Annotated in this window: 14 protein-coding genes and 1 pseudogene; 4 read left to right on the top strand and 11 right to left on the bottom strand. The window is 72.3% G+C overall.

Annotated features, from left to right (window positions below):
* Nucleotides 1–11: 11 nt before the first annotated feature.
* Nucleotides 12–1469, bottom strand: a complete 1458-nt coding sequence (locus tag CP980_RS12970) for a CehA/McbA family metallohydrolase (RefSeq protein WP_150528221.1) — start codon at nucleotides 1467–1469, stop codon at nucleotides 12–14.
* Nucleotides 1450–2700 (bottom strand): ATP-grasp domain-containing protein, encoded by a 1251-nt coding sequence (locus CP980_RS12975; RefSeq protein ID WP_150528222.1) that lies wholly within the window; start codon nucleotides 2698–2700, stop codon nucleotides 1450–1452. The genes CP980_RS12970 and CP980_RS12975 overlap by 20 nt, the downstream gene beginning before the upstream one ends.
* 190 nt (nucleotides 2701–2890) lie before the next feature.
* On the opposite strand from CP980_RS12975, the gene CP980_RS12980 reads away from it, so the two are divergent.
* Entirely contained in the window at nucleotides 2891–3955 is a 1065-nt protein-coding gene (locus CP980_RS12980; RefSeq protein ID WP_229906945.1) for a helix-turn-helix transcriptional regulator, read from the top strand.
* Between the two features lie 29 nt (nucleotides 3956–3984).
* On the opposite strand, the pseudogene CP980_RS12985 reads toward CP980_RS12980, so the two are convergent.
* A pseudogene (locus CP980_RS12985) lies at nucleotides 3985–4941 on the bottom strand (LysR family transcriptional regulator); the annotation flags it as partial.
* A 63-nt stretch (nucleotides 4942–5004) separates the two neighbouring features.
* On the opposite strand from CP980_RS12985, the gene CP980_RS12990 reads away from it, so the two are divergent.
* From CP980_RS12990 to CP980_RS13000, 3 genes are all read left to right on the top strand, one after another.
* On the top strand, nucleotides 5005–6300 hold the full coding sequence (locus tag CP980_RS12990) for an MFS transporter (RefSeq protein WP_132756227.1): 1296 nt from the start codon (nucleotides 5005–5007) through the stop codon (nucleotides 6298–6300).
* A 142-nt stretch (nucleotides 6301–6442) separates the two neighbouring features.
* Nucleotides 6443–7144 carry a L,D-transpeptidase family protein gene (locus CP980_RS12995; protein ID WP_132757191.1) on the top strand — a complete coding sequence of 234 codons (702 nt, stop codon included), beginning with the start codon at nucleotides 6443–6445 and terminating at the stop codon, nucleotides 7142–7144.
* Between the two features lie 85 nt (nucleotides 7145–7229).
* Nucleotides 7230–8243 carry a sigma-70 family RNA polymerase sigma factor gene (locus CP980_RS13000; protein ID WP_150528224.1) on the top strand — a complete coding sequence of 338 codons (1014 nt, stop codon included), beginning with the start codon at nucleotides 7230–7232 and terminating at the stop codon, nucleotides 8241–8243.
* Here the strand turns inward: CP980_RS13000 and CP980_RS13005 are convergent.
* The 8 genes from CP980_RS13005 to CP980_RS13040 form a co-directional block, all read right to left on the bottom strand.
* Complete coding sequence (locus tag CP980_RS13005; protein ID WP_229906946.1) at nucleotides 8130–8510, bottom strand: STAS domain-containing protein; 381 nt, start codon at nucleotides 8508–8510, stop codon at nucleotides 8130–8132. The genes CP980_RS13000 and CP980_RS13005 overlap by 114 nt on opposite strands.
* 70 nt (nucleotides 8511–8580) lie before the next feature.
* A complete protein-coding gene (locus CP980_RS13010; protein ID WP_099889820.1) occupies nucleotides 8581–9858 on the bottom strand; it encodes a thymidine phosphorylase in 1278 nt (425 codons plus the stop codon).
* Nucleotides 9859–9961: 103 nt separating this feature from the next.
* Nucleotides 9962–10360, bottom strand: a complete 399-nt coding sequence (locus CP980_RS13015) for a cytidine deaminase (protein ID WP_099889821.1) — start codon at nucleotides 10358–10360, stop codon at nucleotides 9962–9964.
* Nucleotides 10357–11622, bottom strand: coding sequence for an ABC transporter permease (locus CP980_RS13020; protein WP_132756223.1), 1266 nt, complete (start codon nucleotides 11620–11622; stop codon nucleotides 10357–10359). Before CP980_RS13020 ends, CP980_RS13015 begins: the two co-directional genes overlap by 4 nt.
* A complete protein-coding gene (locus tag CP980_RS13025; protein ID WP_132756221.1) occupies nucleotides 11619–12734 on the bottom strand; it encodes an ABC transporter permease in 1116 nt (371 codons plus the stop codon). The genes CP980_RS13020 and CP980_RS13025 overlap by 4 nt, the downstream gene beginning before the upstream one ends.
* Nucleotides 12731–14374: an ABC transporter ATP-binding protein gene (locus tag CP980_RS13030; protein WP_132757187.1), complete on the bottom strand. Its 1644-nt coding sequence runs from the start codon at nucleotides 14372–14374 to the stop codon at nucleotides 12731–12733. Before CP980_RS13030 ends, CP980_RS13025 begins: the two co-directional genes overlap by 4 nt.
* Before the next feature lie 202 nt (nucleotides 14375–14576).
* Nucleotides 14577–15641: a BMP family lipoprotein gene (locus CP980_RS13035; protein WP_132756219.1), complete on the bottom strand. Its 1065-nt coding sequence runs from the start codon at nucleotides 15639–15641 to the stop codon at nucleotides 14577–14579.
* Nucleotides 15642–15870: 229 nt separating this feature from the next.
* On the bottom strand, nucleotides 15871–17115 hold the full coding sequence (locus tag CP980_RS13040) for an amidohydrolase (protein ID WP_099889825.1): 1245 nt from the start codon (nucleotides 17113–17115) through the stop codon (nucleotides 15871–15873).
* Nucleotides 17116–17212: the final 97 nt, after the last annotated feature.

Genomic DNA, 17212 nt, shown 5'->3' on the forward strand with positions numbered 1-17212 from the left:
CCGCGCCGCTCTCAGCCCGCCGGCAGCCACACCGGGTTCGTGAACGCCGCCAGGGCGCCCGGCAGGGGTGGGAGCGTGGCGGGGTGGCGGACCTCGGCCCGTACGTACGCCGAGCGGGCGGGGCTGGTGCGCCATTCGAGGGCCGCGTCCGTCGAGGTCAGGGCCAGGCCCTGGTCGGTGACCAGCCTCAGTTCGCAGCCGGGGGCGCCGGTGACCGCGAGCCGGATCAGGACGTCCGCGTCCGGGGCCGCGCGCAGCCGTTCCCCGACCCCGGCGCGCTCCCCGCGCGGGCCCACGGCCTCGAAGGCCACCGAGACGCCCGCGGACTCGGCTCCGTAGGACCGCCCGGCCCGGATGCCCGCGAGGATCGCCTCCCGCGTCAGGTCCTCGGCCAGGACCACGGTCTGCGGGCCGCCGACCAGGTCCGGGTCGCGGTGGTGGTCGCTGTTGGCCACGGCCGGCAGCCAGTGCTCGCCGTCCGCGCCGCGCAGGGTGGCGTCCCAGGAGGCCAGGGAGACCTCGTCGTCCGGGGTCCAGGGCCCGTTCCACACCTCGACGGCGTCGGCCTCGCCGAAGCCGAACTTCCAGGCGCAGCCGATGCAGGTGGCGTGCGGGTGGGCGGGTACGACCAGGCCGCCCGCGCCCCGGATCGTACGGGCGAACCGGCCGAAGCGGTTCTCGCGGGCCCGGTAGCGCCAGTCGACGAAGGTGCCCGGGTCGGTGCCGACGGCCAGGACGTGGCCGGTGCGGGTGGTGATCTCCTCGCCGGTCATGATCAGGAGGTCCGGGGAGAGCGCGTCGGCCCAGGCGGCGTGCGCGCTGTGGGTGTTGTGCTCCGAGGAGTTGATGAAGTCCAGGCCGGCCGCGCGGGCCAGGGCCGCTATCTCGGCGGGGGTGCGCCGCCCGTCGGAGTGGACCGAGTGGATGTGGCAGTCGCCCCGGTACCAGGCCCGGCCGCGGCCCCGGGCGCGCTGGGGCGGGTGGACGGGGCGGGGGGTGCGGCCCGGCTCGCCGAAGGTGAAGCGTGCGGTGATCTCGTACGGCAGTCCCTGGGGGGCGACGGTGTACGGGCCGAGCAGGACGTGCCAGCGGCCGGCGCCGATCGGGCCGGGCAGGTAGCCGGGGGTCGCCTCGTCGGCGCGGAGGAAGAACTCGCTGCGGGCGCCGCCGGACCAGCCGCGGAAGCCGCGGCCGCCGAGGCCGGTGCCGTGCTCGTCGAAGATGCCGATGTCGAGGGCGTTGCCGGGGGTGCCGGGCGGTACGGGGGGCCTGCCGTACGTGTACGACACCCGTAACTCGCGTACGCCGCGCGGTACGTCGAGGGGTATTTCGACGAAGTCGGGGGCGCCCGGGGGGATCGTGCCGCTCAGGATCCTGGTGTCCGGCGAGGGCGCGGACAGGTGCGGGGTGGTGACCGCGGCGGCGCCGGAGACGCCGCTCGCCAGAACTTCACGCCGAGTGAGGGCCATGTCCCCACGGTGGCGGCGGTACGTGAATCCCGCGTGAATCCGGGGTGAGGGGTCCCGGGCGGCCGCCGAGCAGGGCCGCGGACCGGTCCAGGGCGCGGGCCAGGGAGCCCGCCGTCGGGGCGGTGGCCAGGACGTGGGCGTGGTGCAGCGAGCCGGTCGGGGGCCCGAGCACCGTCGCCCCCGGCGGCACCTGGAGCCCCACCCGGAACACCCCCGGCACGGCGCGGGCGGCGGCCAGTGCGGGGCGGGTCCGGGCGAGGCGGGTGCCGGGCGGGAAGTCCACGTAGCGCAGACCGGCGTACGCGGCGCGCGGGTGGTGCGCCGGCTCGGGCAGTCCCAGTCCGGCGGCGACGCCGAGGGCGAGCACGTCGGTGCCGTGGGCGAGCCGGAGCAGCGAGACGAGCTCCTCGGCGCCGGGGTGGGCGTGCGCCTCGATGAGGCGGGGGCCGTACGGGGTGAGGACGAGCTCGGTGTGGGAGGGCCCGTCGCGGTGTCCGGCGAGGTCGAGGACCCCGCGCACCAGGGCCCGTACGGACGCCGCGGCCTCGGCCGGGAGCGCGACGGGCAGCTCGTGCCCGGTGGCGGTGACGGCGGCGGCCCCCGGACCCGGGATCCGGCGGGTCCAGCCGAGGACGCGGTGGCGGCCCTCGCGGGAGAGGGCCTCGACCGCGAGCTCGGGGCCCTCCAGGTACTCCTCGACGAGGAGGTCGGTGACCTCGGGGTAGTCGCGGACGGCGGCCTCCGCCCCGGCCGGGCCCGCCAGCAGCCGCACTCCCTCGCCGAGGACGCCCGAGCGGGGTTTGACCACGCAGGGGAAGCCGATCAGGGCGGCGAGGAAGGGGATCAGCGCGGCGCGCCCGCAGCGTACGAAGGAGACGGGCCGCACGGCGTGTAACGCGTTGGAGCGGGCGCGCAGGGCGGCCTTGTCCATGAGGGCGGCGACGGCCGCGGCGGGGGTGCCCGGCAGGCCCAGGGCCTCGTTGGCGCGGGCGGCGGCCAGCGCCGCGGCCGGGTCGAAGCCGAAGACGCGGGCCCGTCCGCGGCGGACCGCGTCCAGCCGGCCGACGGCGGTCACCAGGCGGCCGTGGTCGCGCCAGTCCGCCGGTACCCGCCGCTCCGCCCCCTCACGGTCGGACGGCACCGGCGGACCCGGCGCGACCACCACGGTGCGCGCGCCCGCCCGTCGGGCGGCGGCCACCACGGCGGGGCGCGGGCTCAGCAGGACCGCCATGGGCCCCCGCCCGGTCCTCCGTGCCCGCTCCCGCTCCCCCGTCACCGCGTTTCCCCCTTCACCCGGTGTGACCACTGTGCCGGTTCGGCATATGCGCCATGCGCCGAATCGGGCGTCGTCTTGCCGCCTTGCGGGAATACGAGGGGTTTATAAACATCCACAAGCCGGGACGAATACGCCTATGCCAGCCGTGCCAGCCGACGAAGCCGATCCGCCGTCCGGGGGCGACCTGAGCCGCGCAGCCCGGCGGCTGTACGCGTACGCCGTGGAGCGGCACTCCTTCGCCGAGGCCGAGGCCACCGCGGACCTCGGGGCGCGGGCGGCCGCCGCGATCACCGAGCTGGCCGCCGCGCACCTGCTCCAGCGGGCCCCCGGCAACGGCCGGGACCGGTGGAGCGCGGTCGCGCCGCGGGCGGCCGCGGCCCGGGCGCTGGCCCCGCTGGCCCTGCTCGTACGGGAGACCCACGACGAGATGGACCGGCTGCGCGGCCGGCTGGAGGCGCTGGTCCCGGCCTACGAGGCGGGGGCGGCGCACCTGGAGCGCAACGGGTCGGGGCCGGCGGAGCTGGAGCTGGTCACCGACCTGGGGGCGGTGCGCGGGCTGATCGCGGAGCTGGTCGCCGGATGCGGGCAGGAGCTGCTGACCTCGCAGCCGGGCGGGGGCAGGCCGGTGGAGACGCTGGAGGAGGCGATCGGGCGGGACGAGTCGCTGCTGGGACGCGGGGTGCGGATGCGTACGGTCTACCAGCACACGGCGCGCTACTCGCGGCCCACGGCGGCGTACGTGGAACGGGTGACGGCGCTGGGGGCGCAGGTGCGGACGCTGGGCGACGGGCTGATGCGGATGCTCGTCTTCGACGGGCGCACCGGGGTGATGTCGGTGCCGGACCGCGCCGGGGCGGCGCTGGTGGTGCGCGAACCCGCGGTGGTGCACTTCATGGCGGCGGCGTTCGAGCGGGCGTGGGTGGCGGCGGAGCCGTTCCCGACGACGGTGGGCCCGGAGGCGGCGCGCTCGCTCTCGGACGAGCTGCGCCAGCTGATCGTACGGCTGCTGGCGGAGGGCCTGGAGGACAAGGTGATCGCGCGCCGGCTCGGCATGTCGGAGCGCACCTGCCAGCGCCACATCGCGGAGATCATGCGCGCGGTGGGCGCCAAGTCCCGCTTCCAGGCGGGCTACTTGCTCTCCCCGGCCGCCCCGCCGGCCGACGCGGGCGGCGCGGCCGACGCGGACGACACGGGCGGCGCCGGGTCCTGACCCGGCTGCCCGAGGTGCCCGCCGTGCAGTTCGGGGATGAGGCGGCCGCGGCGGGAGAGCAGGAACCGTTTGAACTCGGCCACCGGGCGGGTGTCGCGGTGGCCGTCGAGCCAGGCCACGCCGATCTCGCGGACCGCGCGGGGGGCCGTCACCGTCAGCTCGACCACCCCGGGACGGGGCACGGCCGGGGGCGGCAGCAGGGCCACGCCCAGGCCCGCCGCGACCAGCCCGCGCAGGGTCTCGGCCTCCTCGCCCTCGAAGGCGACCCGGGGGGTGAACCCGGCCTCCGCGCACAGGTCGTCGGTGATGCGGCGCAGACCGTAGCCGGCCTCCAGGGTGACGAAGGTTTCCTCGGCGGCCTCGGCGAGGCGGATGCGCTTGCGCGTGGCCAGGCGGTGGTCGTCGGGGACCACCAGGCGCAGCCGCTGCTCGTCGAGGCGGCGGGCGACCAGGTCGGGGGCGTCCGGAAGGGGCGAGGTCAGGCAGAGGTCGAGCTCACCGGCCCGCAGTTTCTCCAGCATGGCCTCGCCGTAGTTCTGCACCAACGAGAAGCGCACGCGCGGGTGGTCGGCGCGGAAGGCGCGGATCAGCCCGGGCACGGTCTCGGGGCCGAGCGTGTGCAGGAAGCCGAACGCCACCTTGCCGAGGGCCGGATCGGCGTCCAGCTGCACCGACTCGGCGGCGCGGGCGATCTCGGCGAGGGCCCGCTCGGCCGAGGCGAGGAAGGTCCGCCCGGCGGTGGTGAGGGCGACGGTGCGGCCCTTGCGGGCGAACAGGGTGACGCCGAGGTCCTGTTCGAGGCGGACCATGGCCCGGGACAGGGTGGACTGCGGGACGCCCAGCTCGTGGGCGGCGCGGGTGACGTGCTCGTGGCGGGCGACGGCGGCGAAATACGCCAGTCGCGGGGCCAGCAAACCTGTCACCGCCATGTCTTCTTCGTAACGGTTCATTGACAGGCACCCTTCCGAGCTGCACTCATGCACCAGTGGATCGATTATCGCGGTTCTGTGCATTGGACGCATGAAACGAGGCGGGTCTACGGTTTTGGCATGCCTCCCGTTCATACCGGGGCACCTGTCACCACGGGTGCCTCCACCCCGTCGTCTCCTGCCGCACCGGAAGCCCACGCCCCCGGCCGCCCCGGCTACCGCCGCATGAGCCTCGCGCTCTTCGCCGCCGGCCTCGCGACGTTCGCCCTCCTCTACTCCACCCAGGCGCTGCTGCCCGCGATCTCCGACGGGTTCGGGGTGACGGCGGGTCAGGCCAGCTGGACCGTGTCCGCGGCCACCGGCGCCCTCGCCCTCTTCGTCCTGCCGCTCAGCGCGCTCTCCGAGCGCTTCGGGCGGACGCGGATGATGACCGTCTCCATGCTGGTCGCCGTCGGCGTCGGCCTCCTCGTGCCGTTCGCGCCGAACCTGGAGTGGCTGGTGGTGCTGCGCGCCGTCCAGGGCGCGGCGATCGCCGGCATCCCGGCCTCCGCGATGGCGTACCTGGCGGAGGAGGTCAAGCCGAAGGCGCTGGTGGGCGCGATCGGCCTGTTCGTGGCGGGCAACTCCATCGGCGGCATGAGCGGGCGGCTCGTCACCGGCTGGGCGGCCCAGGCCTGGGGCTGGCGCGGCGGACTGCTGGCCGTCGGGGTCATGGCTCTGGCCTGCGCGGTGGCGTTCCTGGTGCTCCTGCCCCGGGCGCGGTTCTTCCGCCCGGCCTCGCTGAACCCGCGCGCGGTGGGCCGTACGGTCGCCGGGCACCTGCGGGATCCGCTGCTGCTGCGCCTGTACGGGATCGGCGCGCTGTTCATGACCGTGTTCGGCGCCGTGTACACGGTCATCGGCTACCGGCTGGTGGACGAGCCCTTCTCCCTCGGACAGGGCGTGATCGGGTCGATCTTCCTGATCTACCTGGTCGGTACGGTCTCCTCGGCGGCGGCCGGGCAGCTGGTGGCCCGGGCGGGGCGGCGCGGGGCGCTGTACCTGGCGGTGACCACGACCGCGCTGGGCCTGCTGCTGTCCCTGGCGGACTCGCTGGCCGCGATCCTGGCCGGGCTGGTCCTGATCACCGCCGGTTTCTTCGCGGGCCACGCGGTGGCGTCGGCCGCGGTGAGCCGGACCGCGGCCTCGGGCCGGGCGCAGGCCTCGGCGCTGTACCAGTCCGCGTACTACCTCGGCTCCAGCGCGGGCGGCACGCTCGGCGCGCTCGCCTACCACTCGGCGGGCTGGGCGGCGACGGTGGGCATCGCGCTGCTGGCCGTGCTCGGCGTCGTGTCGATCACCCTCTACGGATCGCACGCGGCGCGGGCGGAGCGGCGCCACGAGCGGCGCCACGGTTCGCTGGCCGCCGCACGCTGATACGGAGGCGGCGGGACCGGTGCATACGGCATCGGTACGAGCGGAATTACGGAGCCCGGAGGCACAAGCCGCCCCGGGCTCCGGCGCGTTGCGCCTCCCCGCCGGGAAGGAGTGGGGCGGGAGGGAGTACGACGTGACATACATGCGGATGCGTACGGGGCGGCGGGCGGCGGCGGTGGTCTGCGGGGCGGTGGCGCTCGCGGTCCCGCTGGTGGTCGGCGGGGGCGGCGCGGCGCGGGCCGCCGGCTCGTGCAACATGACCACGGGGCCGTACCAGCGGCAGGTGGAGCAGTTCCTCGGGCGGCCGGCCGACGGGTCGCAGTCCGCGGCCGACTGCCAGGCGATCAAGGCGTTCCAGGCGAAGCACGGGATCACCCCGACCGCGGGGTACGCCGGGCCGCTCACCTGGCAGACCATGAGCACGATGCTGGCGCAGCGGGCGGCGGGCACCGACCCGAACAAGGACGGCAAGTGCCCGGTGGACCTGGGCCGGATCGCCTGCGTCGACCTGACCCGCCAGCTCAGCTGGGTCCAGGACGGCGCCGCCCTCACGTACGGCCCGGTCCCGGTGCGGACCGGGAAGGACGGCACCGAGACCCGGACCGGCCTGAAGCGGATCTACTACCGCAGCATCGACCACTGGTCGACGATCTACGACGTGTCGATGCCGTACGCGCAGTTCTTCGACGGCGGGATCGCCTTCCACTCGGTGGAGAAGAGCATGTGGAACCCTCCGGGGTCGGGCGGGTGCGTCAACATGCGGTCGGCGGACGCCAAGGCGTACTGGAACCTGCTGGCCAAGGGCGACGACGTGTACGTCTACGGGCGCAAGCCGGGCACGTAGGCGGGGCCCGCGGGGCCGTCCGGCTGCCGTTGTCAGACCCCTCCGGTAGCTTTCGAGGTATCGGACCTACTGGGGGAAGACAGTCATGAGTGACGTCGCCACGAGTATCGAATCCGACCTGGACGCGGCGATGGACCGCTACCGGGTCGAGCTCACCGGCTACTGCTACCGCATGCTCGGCTCTTCGTTCGACGCCGAGGACGCGGTGCAGGACACGTACGTCCGGGCCTGGCGAAGCTTCGACAAGTTCGAGGGCCGCTCCTCGCTGCGCTCGTGGCTGTACCGGATCGCCACGAACGTCTGCCTGGACCTGCTGAGCGCGGGGAAGAAGCGGGCCCGCCCGATGGACCTCAGCGCCCCGCAGCACCAGGCCTCCGCCGTGCTCAACGAGCGGCCGGAGGTGACCTGGCTGGAGCCGGTGCCGGACGGGCGGGTGCTGCCGCAGACCGCCGATCCGGCCGAGATGGCGCTGGCGAAGGAATCCGTACGGCTGGCGTTCGTGGCGGCGCTCCAGCACCTGCCGGCGAAGCAGCGCGCGGTGCTGATCCTGCGCGAGGTGCTGGCGTGGAAGGCGGACGAGGTCGCGACCCTGCTGGACACGACGGTGGCCTCGGTGAACAGCGCCCTCCAGCGGGCCCGGGCGACGCTCTCGGCGACCCGGATGCGCGAGAGCCAGACGGCGGACCCGCTCGACGCGGAGCAGGTGAAGCTGCTGGAGCAGTACCTCTCGGCCTTCGAGGCGTACGACATCTCGCGGCTGACGGCCTTGCTGCACGAGGACGCGGTGCTGTCGATGCCGCCGTTCGACCTGTGGCTCCAGGGGCCCGCGGACATCGCGGCGTGGCATCTGAACCAGGGCATCGGCTGCAAGGGCTCCCGCCTGGTGCCGACCACGGCGAACGGGCTGCCGGCCTTCGGCCAGTACCGGCCGCGGGAGGACGGGGCCCCGGGGTGGACGCCGTGGGCGCTCCAGGTCCTGGAGGTCTCAGACGGGCGGATCACCGGACTGAACGCCTTCCTGGACACCGCCCGCTGGTTCCCCCTCTTCGGCCTCCCCGAGCAGCTGGAGGAGTCCGACCAGGCCCAGCAGGGCGCGTAGCGCGGGCGAGGCCCCGACCACCCGCAGCGGCCGCCCGCGCGCGGCGAGCCGCAGCCGGGCCAGGGCCTCGACGAGCGCGAGGTCCGGCGCCGTGACGGCCCCGACGTCGCATTCCACGGCGTCCGCCCCGTCCTCGTACAGCTGCGTCAGCCGGGCGCAGAGCAGGGCCGCGTCCCGCCGGGTCGGGGCGGGGCCGGGCAGTACCAGTCGGGTGATCTCCACGCAGGGGTGACTGCCCGGGCCGCCGGAACTCATCGGCAGCGTCACCGGTCCCACCCTGCGGAACGGGACCGGCGGGCGTCCGCCGGTCCCGTTCACCCGCAAGGGAAGCCGCAGGTCAGGCGATGCGGTCCAGGACGATCGGCGTGGCGGTGAACGCCGTGCCGGCCGGGGCGATGTCGTACGTGCCCTCCAGGGAGGCCAGGGCGTACTCGAACTTCTCCGGGGTGTCCGTGTGCAGGGTCATCAGCGGCTGGCCGGCGGTGACCGTGTCGCCCGGCTTGGCGTGCAGCTCGATGCCCGCGCCCGCCTGCACCGGGTCCTCCTTGCGCGCGCGGCCGGCGCCCAGGCGCCAGGCGCCCACGCCGACGCCGTACGCGTCCAGGCGGGTCAGCACGCCCGAGGAGGGGGCGGTGACCACGTGCTGCTCACGGGCGACCGGCAGGGCCGCGTCCGGGTCGCCGCCCTGGGCGGAGATCATCCGGCGCCAGACGTCCATCGCGGAGCCGTCCGCGAGGGCCTTGGCCGGGTCGGCGTCCTTGATGCCCGCCGCGTCCAGCATCTCGCGGGCCAGCGCCAGGGTCAGGTCGACGACGTCGGAGGGGCCGCCGCCGGCCAGGACCTCGACCGACTCGCGGATCTCCAGCGCGTTGCCGGCCGTCAGGCCCAGCGGGGTGGACATGTCGGTGAGCAGGGCGATCGTCTTGACGCCGCTGTCCGTGCCGAGCGCGACCATCGTGGAGGCGAGCTCGCGCGCGTCCTCGATGTTCTTCATGAACGCGCCGGTGCCGACCTTCACGTCGAGGACGAGCGAGCCCGTGCCCTCGGCGATCTTCTTCGACATGATCGAGGAGGCGATGAGCGGGATGGCCTCGACGGTGCCGGTCACGTCGCGCAGCGCGTACAGCTTCTTGTCGGCCGGGGCCAGACCGTCGCCCGCCGCGCAGATGACCGCGCCGGTGGTGTCCAGGACGTGCAGCATCTCCTCGTTGGAGAGCAGCGCGCGCCAGCCGGGGATGGACTCCAGCTTGTCCAGGGTGCCGCCGGTGTGGCCGAGGCCGCGGCCCGACAGCTGCGGTACGGCCGCGCCGCACGCGGCGACGAGCGGGGCCAGCGGGAGGGTGATCTTGTCGCCGACGCCGCCGGTGGAGTGCTTGTCGGCGGTCGGGCGGGACAGGGAGTCGAAGTTCATCCGCTCGCCCGAGGCGATCATCGCGGCGGTCCAGCGCTTGATCTCGGCGCGGTTCATGCCGTTGAGCAGGATGGCCATCGCCAGCGCCGACATCTGCTCGTCGGCGACGACACCGCGCGTGTACGCGTCGATGACCCAGTCGATCTGCTCGGGGCTCAGCTCGCCGCGGTCCCGCTTCGTACGGATGACGGAGATGACGTCCATGTGGTGCTTCCTTCTACGCGCATAGAGAGGGTGGTGAGAGAAGAGAAGAAGAGGGAAGTGCGACGGCCCCCCGCCCGGCAAGGGGCGAAGGGCCGTCGCACGGCTATCCGAGGTGGTCCGGACCGAAGGACTGCGGCAGCATCTCGGCCAGCGGAAGGATGCCCTTCGGGGTCTCCACCAGCAGGTCCGGGCCGCCGAACTCGAAGAGCAGCTGGCGGCAGCGGCCGCACGGGACCAGGATGTCGCCCTTGCCGTCGACGCAGGTGAAGTGCGTCAGGCGGCCGCCGCCCGTGGCCTGGAGGGAGGAGACCAGCCCGCACTCGGCGCACAGGCTGAGCCCGTAGCTGGCGTTCTCCACGTTGCAGCCGACGACCACGCGGCCGTCGTCGACGAGGGCGGCTACGCCGACCGGGAAGTGCGAGTAGGGGGCGTACGCCCGGGACATGGCGTCCCGGGCGGCCTCCCGCAGGGCCTCCCAGTCGGGGTGGATCGCCGTCGTCACTTGCCCTGGCCCTTGCGGTACGGCAAGCCGTCCGCCTTGGGCATCCGCAGTCGCTGCGCGGAGAGCGCGAGCACCAGGAGCGTGGTGACGTACGGGGCGGCGTCGACGAACTGGCTCGGGACGGCGTCGGTCAGCGCGTACCAGAGGAACAGGCCGGCCGCGCAGGCCGCGGCGATCGCGCCCTGGACGTACTTCTTCTTGTACAGCTGCCACACGAGGACGATCACGAGCAGGATCGCGAGGAGCAGCAGCATCGCGTGGACGTTCTCGGAGCCGCCGCGCAGCCGGAGGCTGTAGGTGAAGCCGAAGAGGCCCGAGCCGAGGGCCATGCCGCCCGGCATCCAGTTACCGAAGATCATCGCGGCGAGACCGATGTAGCCGCGGCCGCCGGTCTGGCCCTCCTGGTAGATACCGGTGGAGACGATCGCGAGGAACGCGCCGCCGAGGCCGGCCATCGCGCCGGAGACGACCACGGCGATGTACTTGTACTTGTAGACGTTGACGCCGAGGGACTCGGCGGCGACGGGGTTCTCACCGCAGGAGCGCAGGCGCAGACCGAAGGAGGTCCGCCACAGCACCCACCAGGTGGCGGGGATCAGCAGAATCGCCACGATCGTCAGCAGCGACAGGTTGGTGACCAGGCCGCCGAGCACGCCGGCGAGGTCCGAGACCAGGAACCAGTGCTTGCCCTGCAGCGTCGCCAGCCAGTGCGAGAGCCCCGGGATCGTGACCTCGGTGATCGGGTCGATGCGCGGGGACTGCTTGGATGAGCCGCCGGGGGCCTTGTCGAAGGTGAAGTTCGACAGGTACTGGGTGAAGCCGACGGCCAGGATGTTGACCGCCACACCGGAGACGATGTGGTTCACGTTGAACGTGACCGTGATGATCGCGTGCAGCAGGCCGCCGAGGGCGCCGCCGACGATGCCCATGAGGACGCCGGTCCACGGACCCCACTGGTAGCCGGCCCAGGCACCGAACCAGGTGCCCAGGATCATCATGCCTTCGAGGCCGATGTTGACCACGCCCGCGCGCTCGGCCCACAGGCCGCCGAGGCCCGCGAGGGCGATCGGCACGGCGAGCTGGAGGGCGCCGGAGACCTGGCCGACGGAGGTCAGGTCGTCGGCGCCGGAGATGACCCGAACCAGCGAGATCAGGGCGAGGCCGCCCGCGATCATCAGCAGGATCCAGGGGAGGGTGACCTTGCGGCGTCCGCCGCCCTTCTTGGGCGCGGCGCTCGTCGCGGAAACGGTGCTGGTGCTCACGCCGCGACCTCCTTGTTGTCGGTCTTGAGGGCGTGGCCGGCGGCCAGCTCTTCGCCGACCTTCTGCTGCTGGCGGCGGATGCCGTAGCGGCGGACGAGCTCGTAGCTGACGACGACGGCGATGACGATCAGGCCCTGCATGATCGTGCCGATTTCCTTGGCGTAGCCGTTCTGGTCGAGGCCGGCCGAGGACTTGTCGATGAAGGCGAGCAGGAAGGCCGAGAAGAAGATGCCGACCGGGTTGTTGCGGCCGAGCAGCGCGACGGTGATGCCGGTGAAGCCGATGCCCAGCGGGAAGGACAGGTTGTACGTGTGGGACTCGCCGAGCAGCAGCGGCATGCCCGTCAGGCCGGCGACCGCGCCCGAGATGAGCATCGCGGTCATGATCATCTTCTTGGGCTCGACACCGGAGGCCTGCGCGGCGGACTCGCTGGCGCCGGAGGCGCGCAGGTCGAAGCCGAAGCGGGTGCGGTTGAGCACGAACCAGTAGACGACGCCGAGCGCGAAGGCCACGAAGGTGAAGCCGTAGATGTCGCCGCCGGGCAGCGAGAGGGCCGGGAACCAGCCGGACTCCGGGATGTCACCGGTGGTCAGGTCGTTCGAGCCGGCCGGCTGGACGCCGAGGTTCTTCGGCAGCAGCAGCCACGCGATCACGGAGGTCGCGATGGCGTTGAGCATGATCGTGGAGACGACCTCGCTCACGCCGCGGCGGGCCTTGAGGATGCCCGCGATACCGGCCCAGAAGGCGCCGGTCGCCATGGCGACGAGCACGATCAGCAGGATGTGCAGCGGACCGGGCAGCGCCACCTTCGCGCCGACCACGGCCGAGATCATCGCGGCGAGGCGGTACTGGCCGTCGACGCCGATGTTGAAGAGGTTCATCCGGAAGCCGATGGCGACGGCCAGGGCTGCCAGGAAGTAGATGCCGGCCTGGTTGACGATCAGGACCTGGACGTCCTCGTAACTGGCCTGGTCGATCATGATGCGCAGCGGGTCGATCGGGTCCACGCCCGAGGCGGCCAGCACGATCATGGTCAGTACGAAGGCGCTGAGCAGTGCCAGCGCGGGTCCGGCGACCGCGAGGAGCAGCCGGTCCTTGTCGAATTTCTTCATCGGGCCTCGTCCTCCGTCGTGTCACCGTCGGCAGCGGCGGAAGGGTTGTCGTTGGCTTCCAGGTGTCCGCGAGCGGCGCCCGTCATGGCGGTGCCGAGCTCCTCGGGCGTGATGGTCGCCGGGTCGGCGTCCGCGACCAGGCGGCCGCGGTAGATGACGCGCAGGGTGTCGGACAGGCCGATCAGCTCGTCCAGGTCGGCGGAGATCAGGAGCACGGCCAGGCCCTCGCGACGGGCCTCGCGGATGGCGTCCCAGATCTGCGCCTGCGCGCCGACGTCCACGCCGCGGGTGGGGTGGGCGGCGATGAGGAACTTCGGGTCGTGGCTCATCTCGCGGCCGACGATCAGCTTCTGCTGGTTGCCGCCGGAGAGGGAGGCCGCGGTGACCTCGATGCCGGGGGTGCGCACGTCGTACTCGCGCACGATCCGCTCGGTGTCCTTGCGGGCGGCCTTCGGGTCGAGGATGCCGCGCTTGGAGTTGGGCGCCTCGGTGACGTGGCCGAGGATGCGGTTCTCCCAGAGCGGGGCCTCCAGCAGCAGCGCGTGGCGGTGGCGGTCCTCGGGGATGTAGCCGATGCCGCCCTCGCGGCGCCCGCGCGTCGGCGTGGTGGAGATGTCCTTGCCGTCCAGGGTGATGACGCCGCCGTCCGGCAGGGTCATGCCCATGAGGGCCTCGATGAGCTCCGTCTGGCCGTTGCCCTCGACGCCGGCGATGCCGAGGACCTCACCCTTGTGGATGGTGAAGTCGATGCCGGCGAGCACCTCGCGGACGACGCCGTCCGGGTCGGTGGCGGCCAGCCGCAGGTCCTGGACCTTGAGCATCTCCACGTCCGTGACCGTCGACTCGCGGGTCTCGGGGGTGGGCAGCTCGCTGCCGACCATCAGCTCGGCGAGCTGCTTGGTGGTGGCGGTCTTCGGGTCGGCGGTGCCGACGGTGGTGCCGCGGCGGATGACGGTGATGTCGTCGGCGACCTTCAGCACCTCGCCCAGCTTGTGCGAGATGAAGATGACGGTCAGGCCCTCGGCCTTGAGCTCGCGCAGGTTGTCGAAGAGCGCGTCCACCTCCTGCGGTACGAGCACCGCGGTGGGCTCGTCGAGGATGAGGGTGCGGGCGCCGCGGTAGAGGACCTTGAGGATCTCCACGCGCTGGCGGTCGGCGACACCGAGGTCTTCGACGAGGGCGTCCGGGCGGACGCCCAGTCCGTACGCGTCCGAGATCTCCGCGATCTTCTTGCGGGCCTTGGCCCCGATCCCGTAGAGCTTCTCGCCGCCGAGGACGACGTTCTCCAGGACGGTGAGGTTGTCGGCCAGCATGAAGTGCTGGTGCACCATGCCGATGCCGCGGGCGATGGCGTCTCCGGGGCTGGAGAAGGAGACCTGCTCCCCGTCGACGGCGATGGTGCCCTCGTCCGGCTTCTGCATGCCGTAGAGGATCTTCATCAGGGTCGACTTGCCGGCACCGTTCTCACCGATGAGGGCGTGGACCGTGCCCTTGCGGACGCTGATCGCGATGTCCTTGTTGGCGACGACGCCGGGGAAGCGCTTGGTAATGCCGTTCAGTTCTACGGCGAGAGGGGGGCTGGACGCGTTGATGACGCACTCTCCTTGGCGCGGAAGGAGCTGGAAAAGCCAAGTTGGCAGGGGGCAGGGCGGGTATCGGCCGGGCGGGTGGGCGGGAGGAGGACGGTATCGCGTCCACGATGCCTCTACGCGCGTAGCACTGTCGAAAGTGAAAACTTGCGGCCAAGTGGCCACAAGGATCACAGAACACGGTTCGGGGTCCGGGAGCGGTGGAGACCGCTTCCCGAACCCCGGAGACCACTACTGCAGGTCAGAGACGGCCTTACGGGGCGGTCTTGACGGTGATCTTCTTCGCGATGATGTCGGCCTTGGCCTTCTCGACCGCGGCGGTGACGTCGGCCATCTGCTTGTAGGCCGGGTTGGAGTCGGCCAGGCCGACGCCGTCCTTGTCGAGGCCGTAGCGGATCTCACCGGTCTGCGGCTTGCCGTCCTCGACCGACTTGATCAGGTTGTAGACCGCGTCCGGGACGTCCTTGGTGACCGAGGTCAGGATCTTGTCCTTGTACTTCGACAGACCGGCCTGGTTGTACTGGTCGGAGTCGACGCCGATGGCCCACTTGCCCGCGTTGGCGGTGGCCTCGATCGCACCCGAACCGGCGAGGCCGGCCGCGGAGTAGATCACGTCGGCGCCGCCGTCGAGCTGACCCTTGGCGGTGGCCTTGCCGAGGTCGGGCTTGGCGAAGCCCGAGAAGTCCGGCGGCTGCGTCAGGTAGGCCGACAGCACCTTGGCGTTCGGGTTGGTGTCCTTGACGCCCTGGGTGAAGCCCGCCTCGAACTTCTTGATCAGCGGGACCTCGACACCGCCGATGAAGCCGACCGTGCCGCTCTTGGAGGCCTTGGCGGCGGCGACGCCGGCCAGGTAGGAGCCCTGTTCCTCGTTGAAGACCAGGTTCGCGATGTTCGGACCGGTCACCGAGGTGTCGTCGATGAGGCCGAAGGTGGTCTTCGGGAACTTCTCGGCGACCTTCTTGATGGCCGGGGCGTAGGCGAAGCCGACGCCGATGACCGGGTTGTTGCCCTTGCGCGCGAGCTCGGTGAGGCGCTGGACCTTGTCCGCCTCGCTCTCGCCCTCGGTGGGCTCCGCCTCGGCACCCTTGACCTTCAGGTCCTTCTCGGCCTTCTCCAGGCCGGCGAAGGCGGCGTCGTTGAACGACTGGTCGCCGCGCCCGCCGATGTCATAGGCGATGGCTGCGGACTTCGAACCCGCCGCCGACTCCGAGGAGGACGCGGAGGAGTCGGAAGACTTCTTTCCGCCACAGGCGGTGGCCGAGAGGGCCAGCGCCGCGGACGCGATGCCCACGGTGGCGATCCTGGTGATCCGGCGCAAGGGGAGGCTCCTTCAAAACCTGACCGAAGCGCCACGACCGGCGCTGGTTTCGCGGCGATCGTAACGCGCGTAGATGTCAGTTAAAGGGCCGTTCATGAGTCGTTATCGGATCGTCGCGAATCGGACAGTGACCGATCGGTAACTCTCCAGGCGTCCAACCCTTGTGTACCAAGGGCTGGACACCTGTGACGGTAGGCGCTCAGATGTTGTACAAATTTTTGCCCGCGCGCTACCCGGCAGGCCTGCTGCGGCGGCCGTCGAGCAGGGCGGCGGCCGTGAAGAACTCCACGCCGACCCCGATCGCGGACTCGTCCACGTCGAAGTCGCCCCGGTGCAGGTCCCTCTTGGCGCTCGCGCCCGGGGTGTGCACGCCGAGCCGGGCCATGGCTCCGGGCACGTGCTCCAGGTACCAGGAGAAGTCCTCGCCGCCGAGGCTCTGCTCGGTGTCCTCGATCGACTCCTTGCCGAGCCGGGCCGCCATCGCCTCGCGCAGCAGCTCGGTCACCACCGGGTCGTTGACGACCGGCGGCACCCCGCGCACGTACGTGATCTCCGACTTGGCCCGGTGCATCCCGGCGATCTCGTCGATCGCCGCGTGGATCTGGTCGGGCGCCTCGTGCCAGGCGTTGATGTCCAGGCAGCGGATCGTCCCGGACAGTTCGGCGTGCATCGGGATGACGTTGCAGGCGTGCCCGGCCTCGATCCGGCCCCAGGTGACGGACATGCCCGAGCGGGCGTCCATCCGGCGCGACAGCACGGCCGGGAGGTCGACGGCGACCCGGGCGGCGGCGGTCACCAGATCGGTGGTCAGATGCGGGCGGGCGGTGTGCCCGCCGGGGCCGGCCAGGGTGATCTCCAGCCGGTCGCAGGCGGAGGTGATGGGCCCGGTACGCAGCCCGATCTTCCCGGCGTCGACCCGGGGGTCGCAGTGCACCGCGATGATCCGGCCCACCCCGTCCAGGACCCCGGAGGCGATCGCGTCGGTGGCCCCGCCGGGGAGCACCTCCTCCGCGGGCTGGAACAGCAGCCGCACCGGGCGGGGCAGCAGGCCCTGCCGGTCCAGGTCGGCGAGGACCAGTCCGGCGCCGAGGACGACGGCGGTGTGCACGTCGTGGCCGCAGGCGTGGGCGCGGTCGGGGAAGGTCGAGCGGTACGCGACGTGCGTCTTGGCGTCCGGAATGGGCAGGGCGTCGATGTCCGCACGGAGGGCCAGCATCGGCCGGCCCCCGTCCCAGGTGCCCACGTCACAGATCAGGCCGGTTCCGGACTTCAGGACGCGGGGCCGCAGGCCCGCTTTCTCCAGCCGGGCCTTGATCGCCGCCGTGGTGCGGAACTCCTGGTGTCCTAGCTCGGGGTGCATGTGCAAGTCCCGGCGGAACTCGATCAGTTCGGCACGCAGGTGGTCCGGAATCTTGCCGGGCAGCTCGGGCCGGTCAGGCGTGCCGGGCAGGGCGGTCTGGGACTCGCGGGACATCAACTGGTTCACCCGTTGAAGGGTAGGCGCACGAATGGCCCAACTGGCCGGAGATCACCAAAAGTTCATGCCGTTAGGGGAAAAAAACCAGACCTCT

The organism is Streptomyces vinaceus (assembly GCF_008704935.1).
Lineage (GTDB): Bacteria > Actinomycetota > Actinomycetes > Streptomycetales > Streptomycetaceae > Streptomyces > Streptomyces vinaceus.

What these genes read in the sequence shown, in the direction of transcription:
- CP980_RS12970 (WP_150528221.1), bottom strand. Translation starts at nt 1,469, where the DNA reads ATGGCCCTCACTCGGCGTGAAGTTCTGGCGAGCGGCGTCTCCGGCGCC.
- CP980_RS12975 (WP_150528222.1), bottom strand. Translation starts at nt 2,700, where the DNA reads ATGGCGGTCCTGCTGAGCCCGCGCCCCGCCGTGGTGGCCGCCGCCCGA.
- CP980_RS12990 (WP_132756227.1), top strand. Translation starts at nt 5,005, where the DNA reads ATGCCTCCCGTTCATACCGGGGCACCTGTCACCACGGGTGCCTCCACC.
- CP980_RS12995 (WP_132757191.1), top strand. Translation starts at nt 6,443, where the DNA reads ATGCGGATGCGTACGGGGCGGCGGGCGGCGGCGGTGGTCTGCGGGGCG.
- CP980_RS13000 (WP_150528224.1), top strand. Translation starts at nt 7,230, where the DNA reads ATGAGTGACGTCGCCACGAGTATCGAATCCGACCTGGACGCGGCGATG.
- CP980_RS13010 (WP_099889820.1), bottom strand. Translation starts at nt 9,858, where the DNA reads ATGGACGTCATCTCCGTCATCCGTACGAAGCGGGACCGCGGCGAGCTG.
- CP980_RS13025 (WP_132756221.1), bottom strand. Translation starts at nt 12,734, where the DNA reads ATGAAGAAATTCGACAAGGACCGGCTGCTCCTCGCGGTCGCCGGACCC.
- CP980_RS13040 (WP_099889825.1), bottom strand. Translation starts at nt 17,115, where the DNA reads ATGTCCCGCGAGTCCCAGACCGCCCTGCCCGGCACGCCTGACCGGCCC.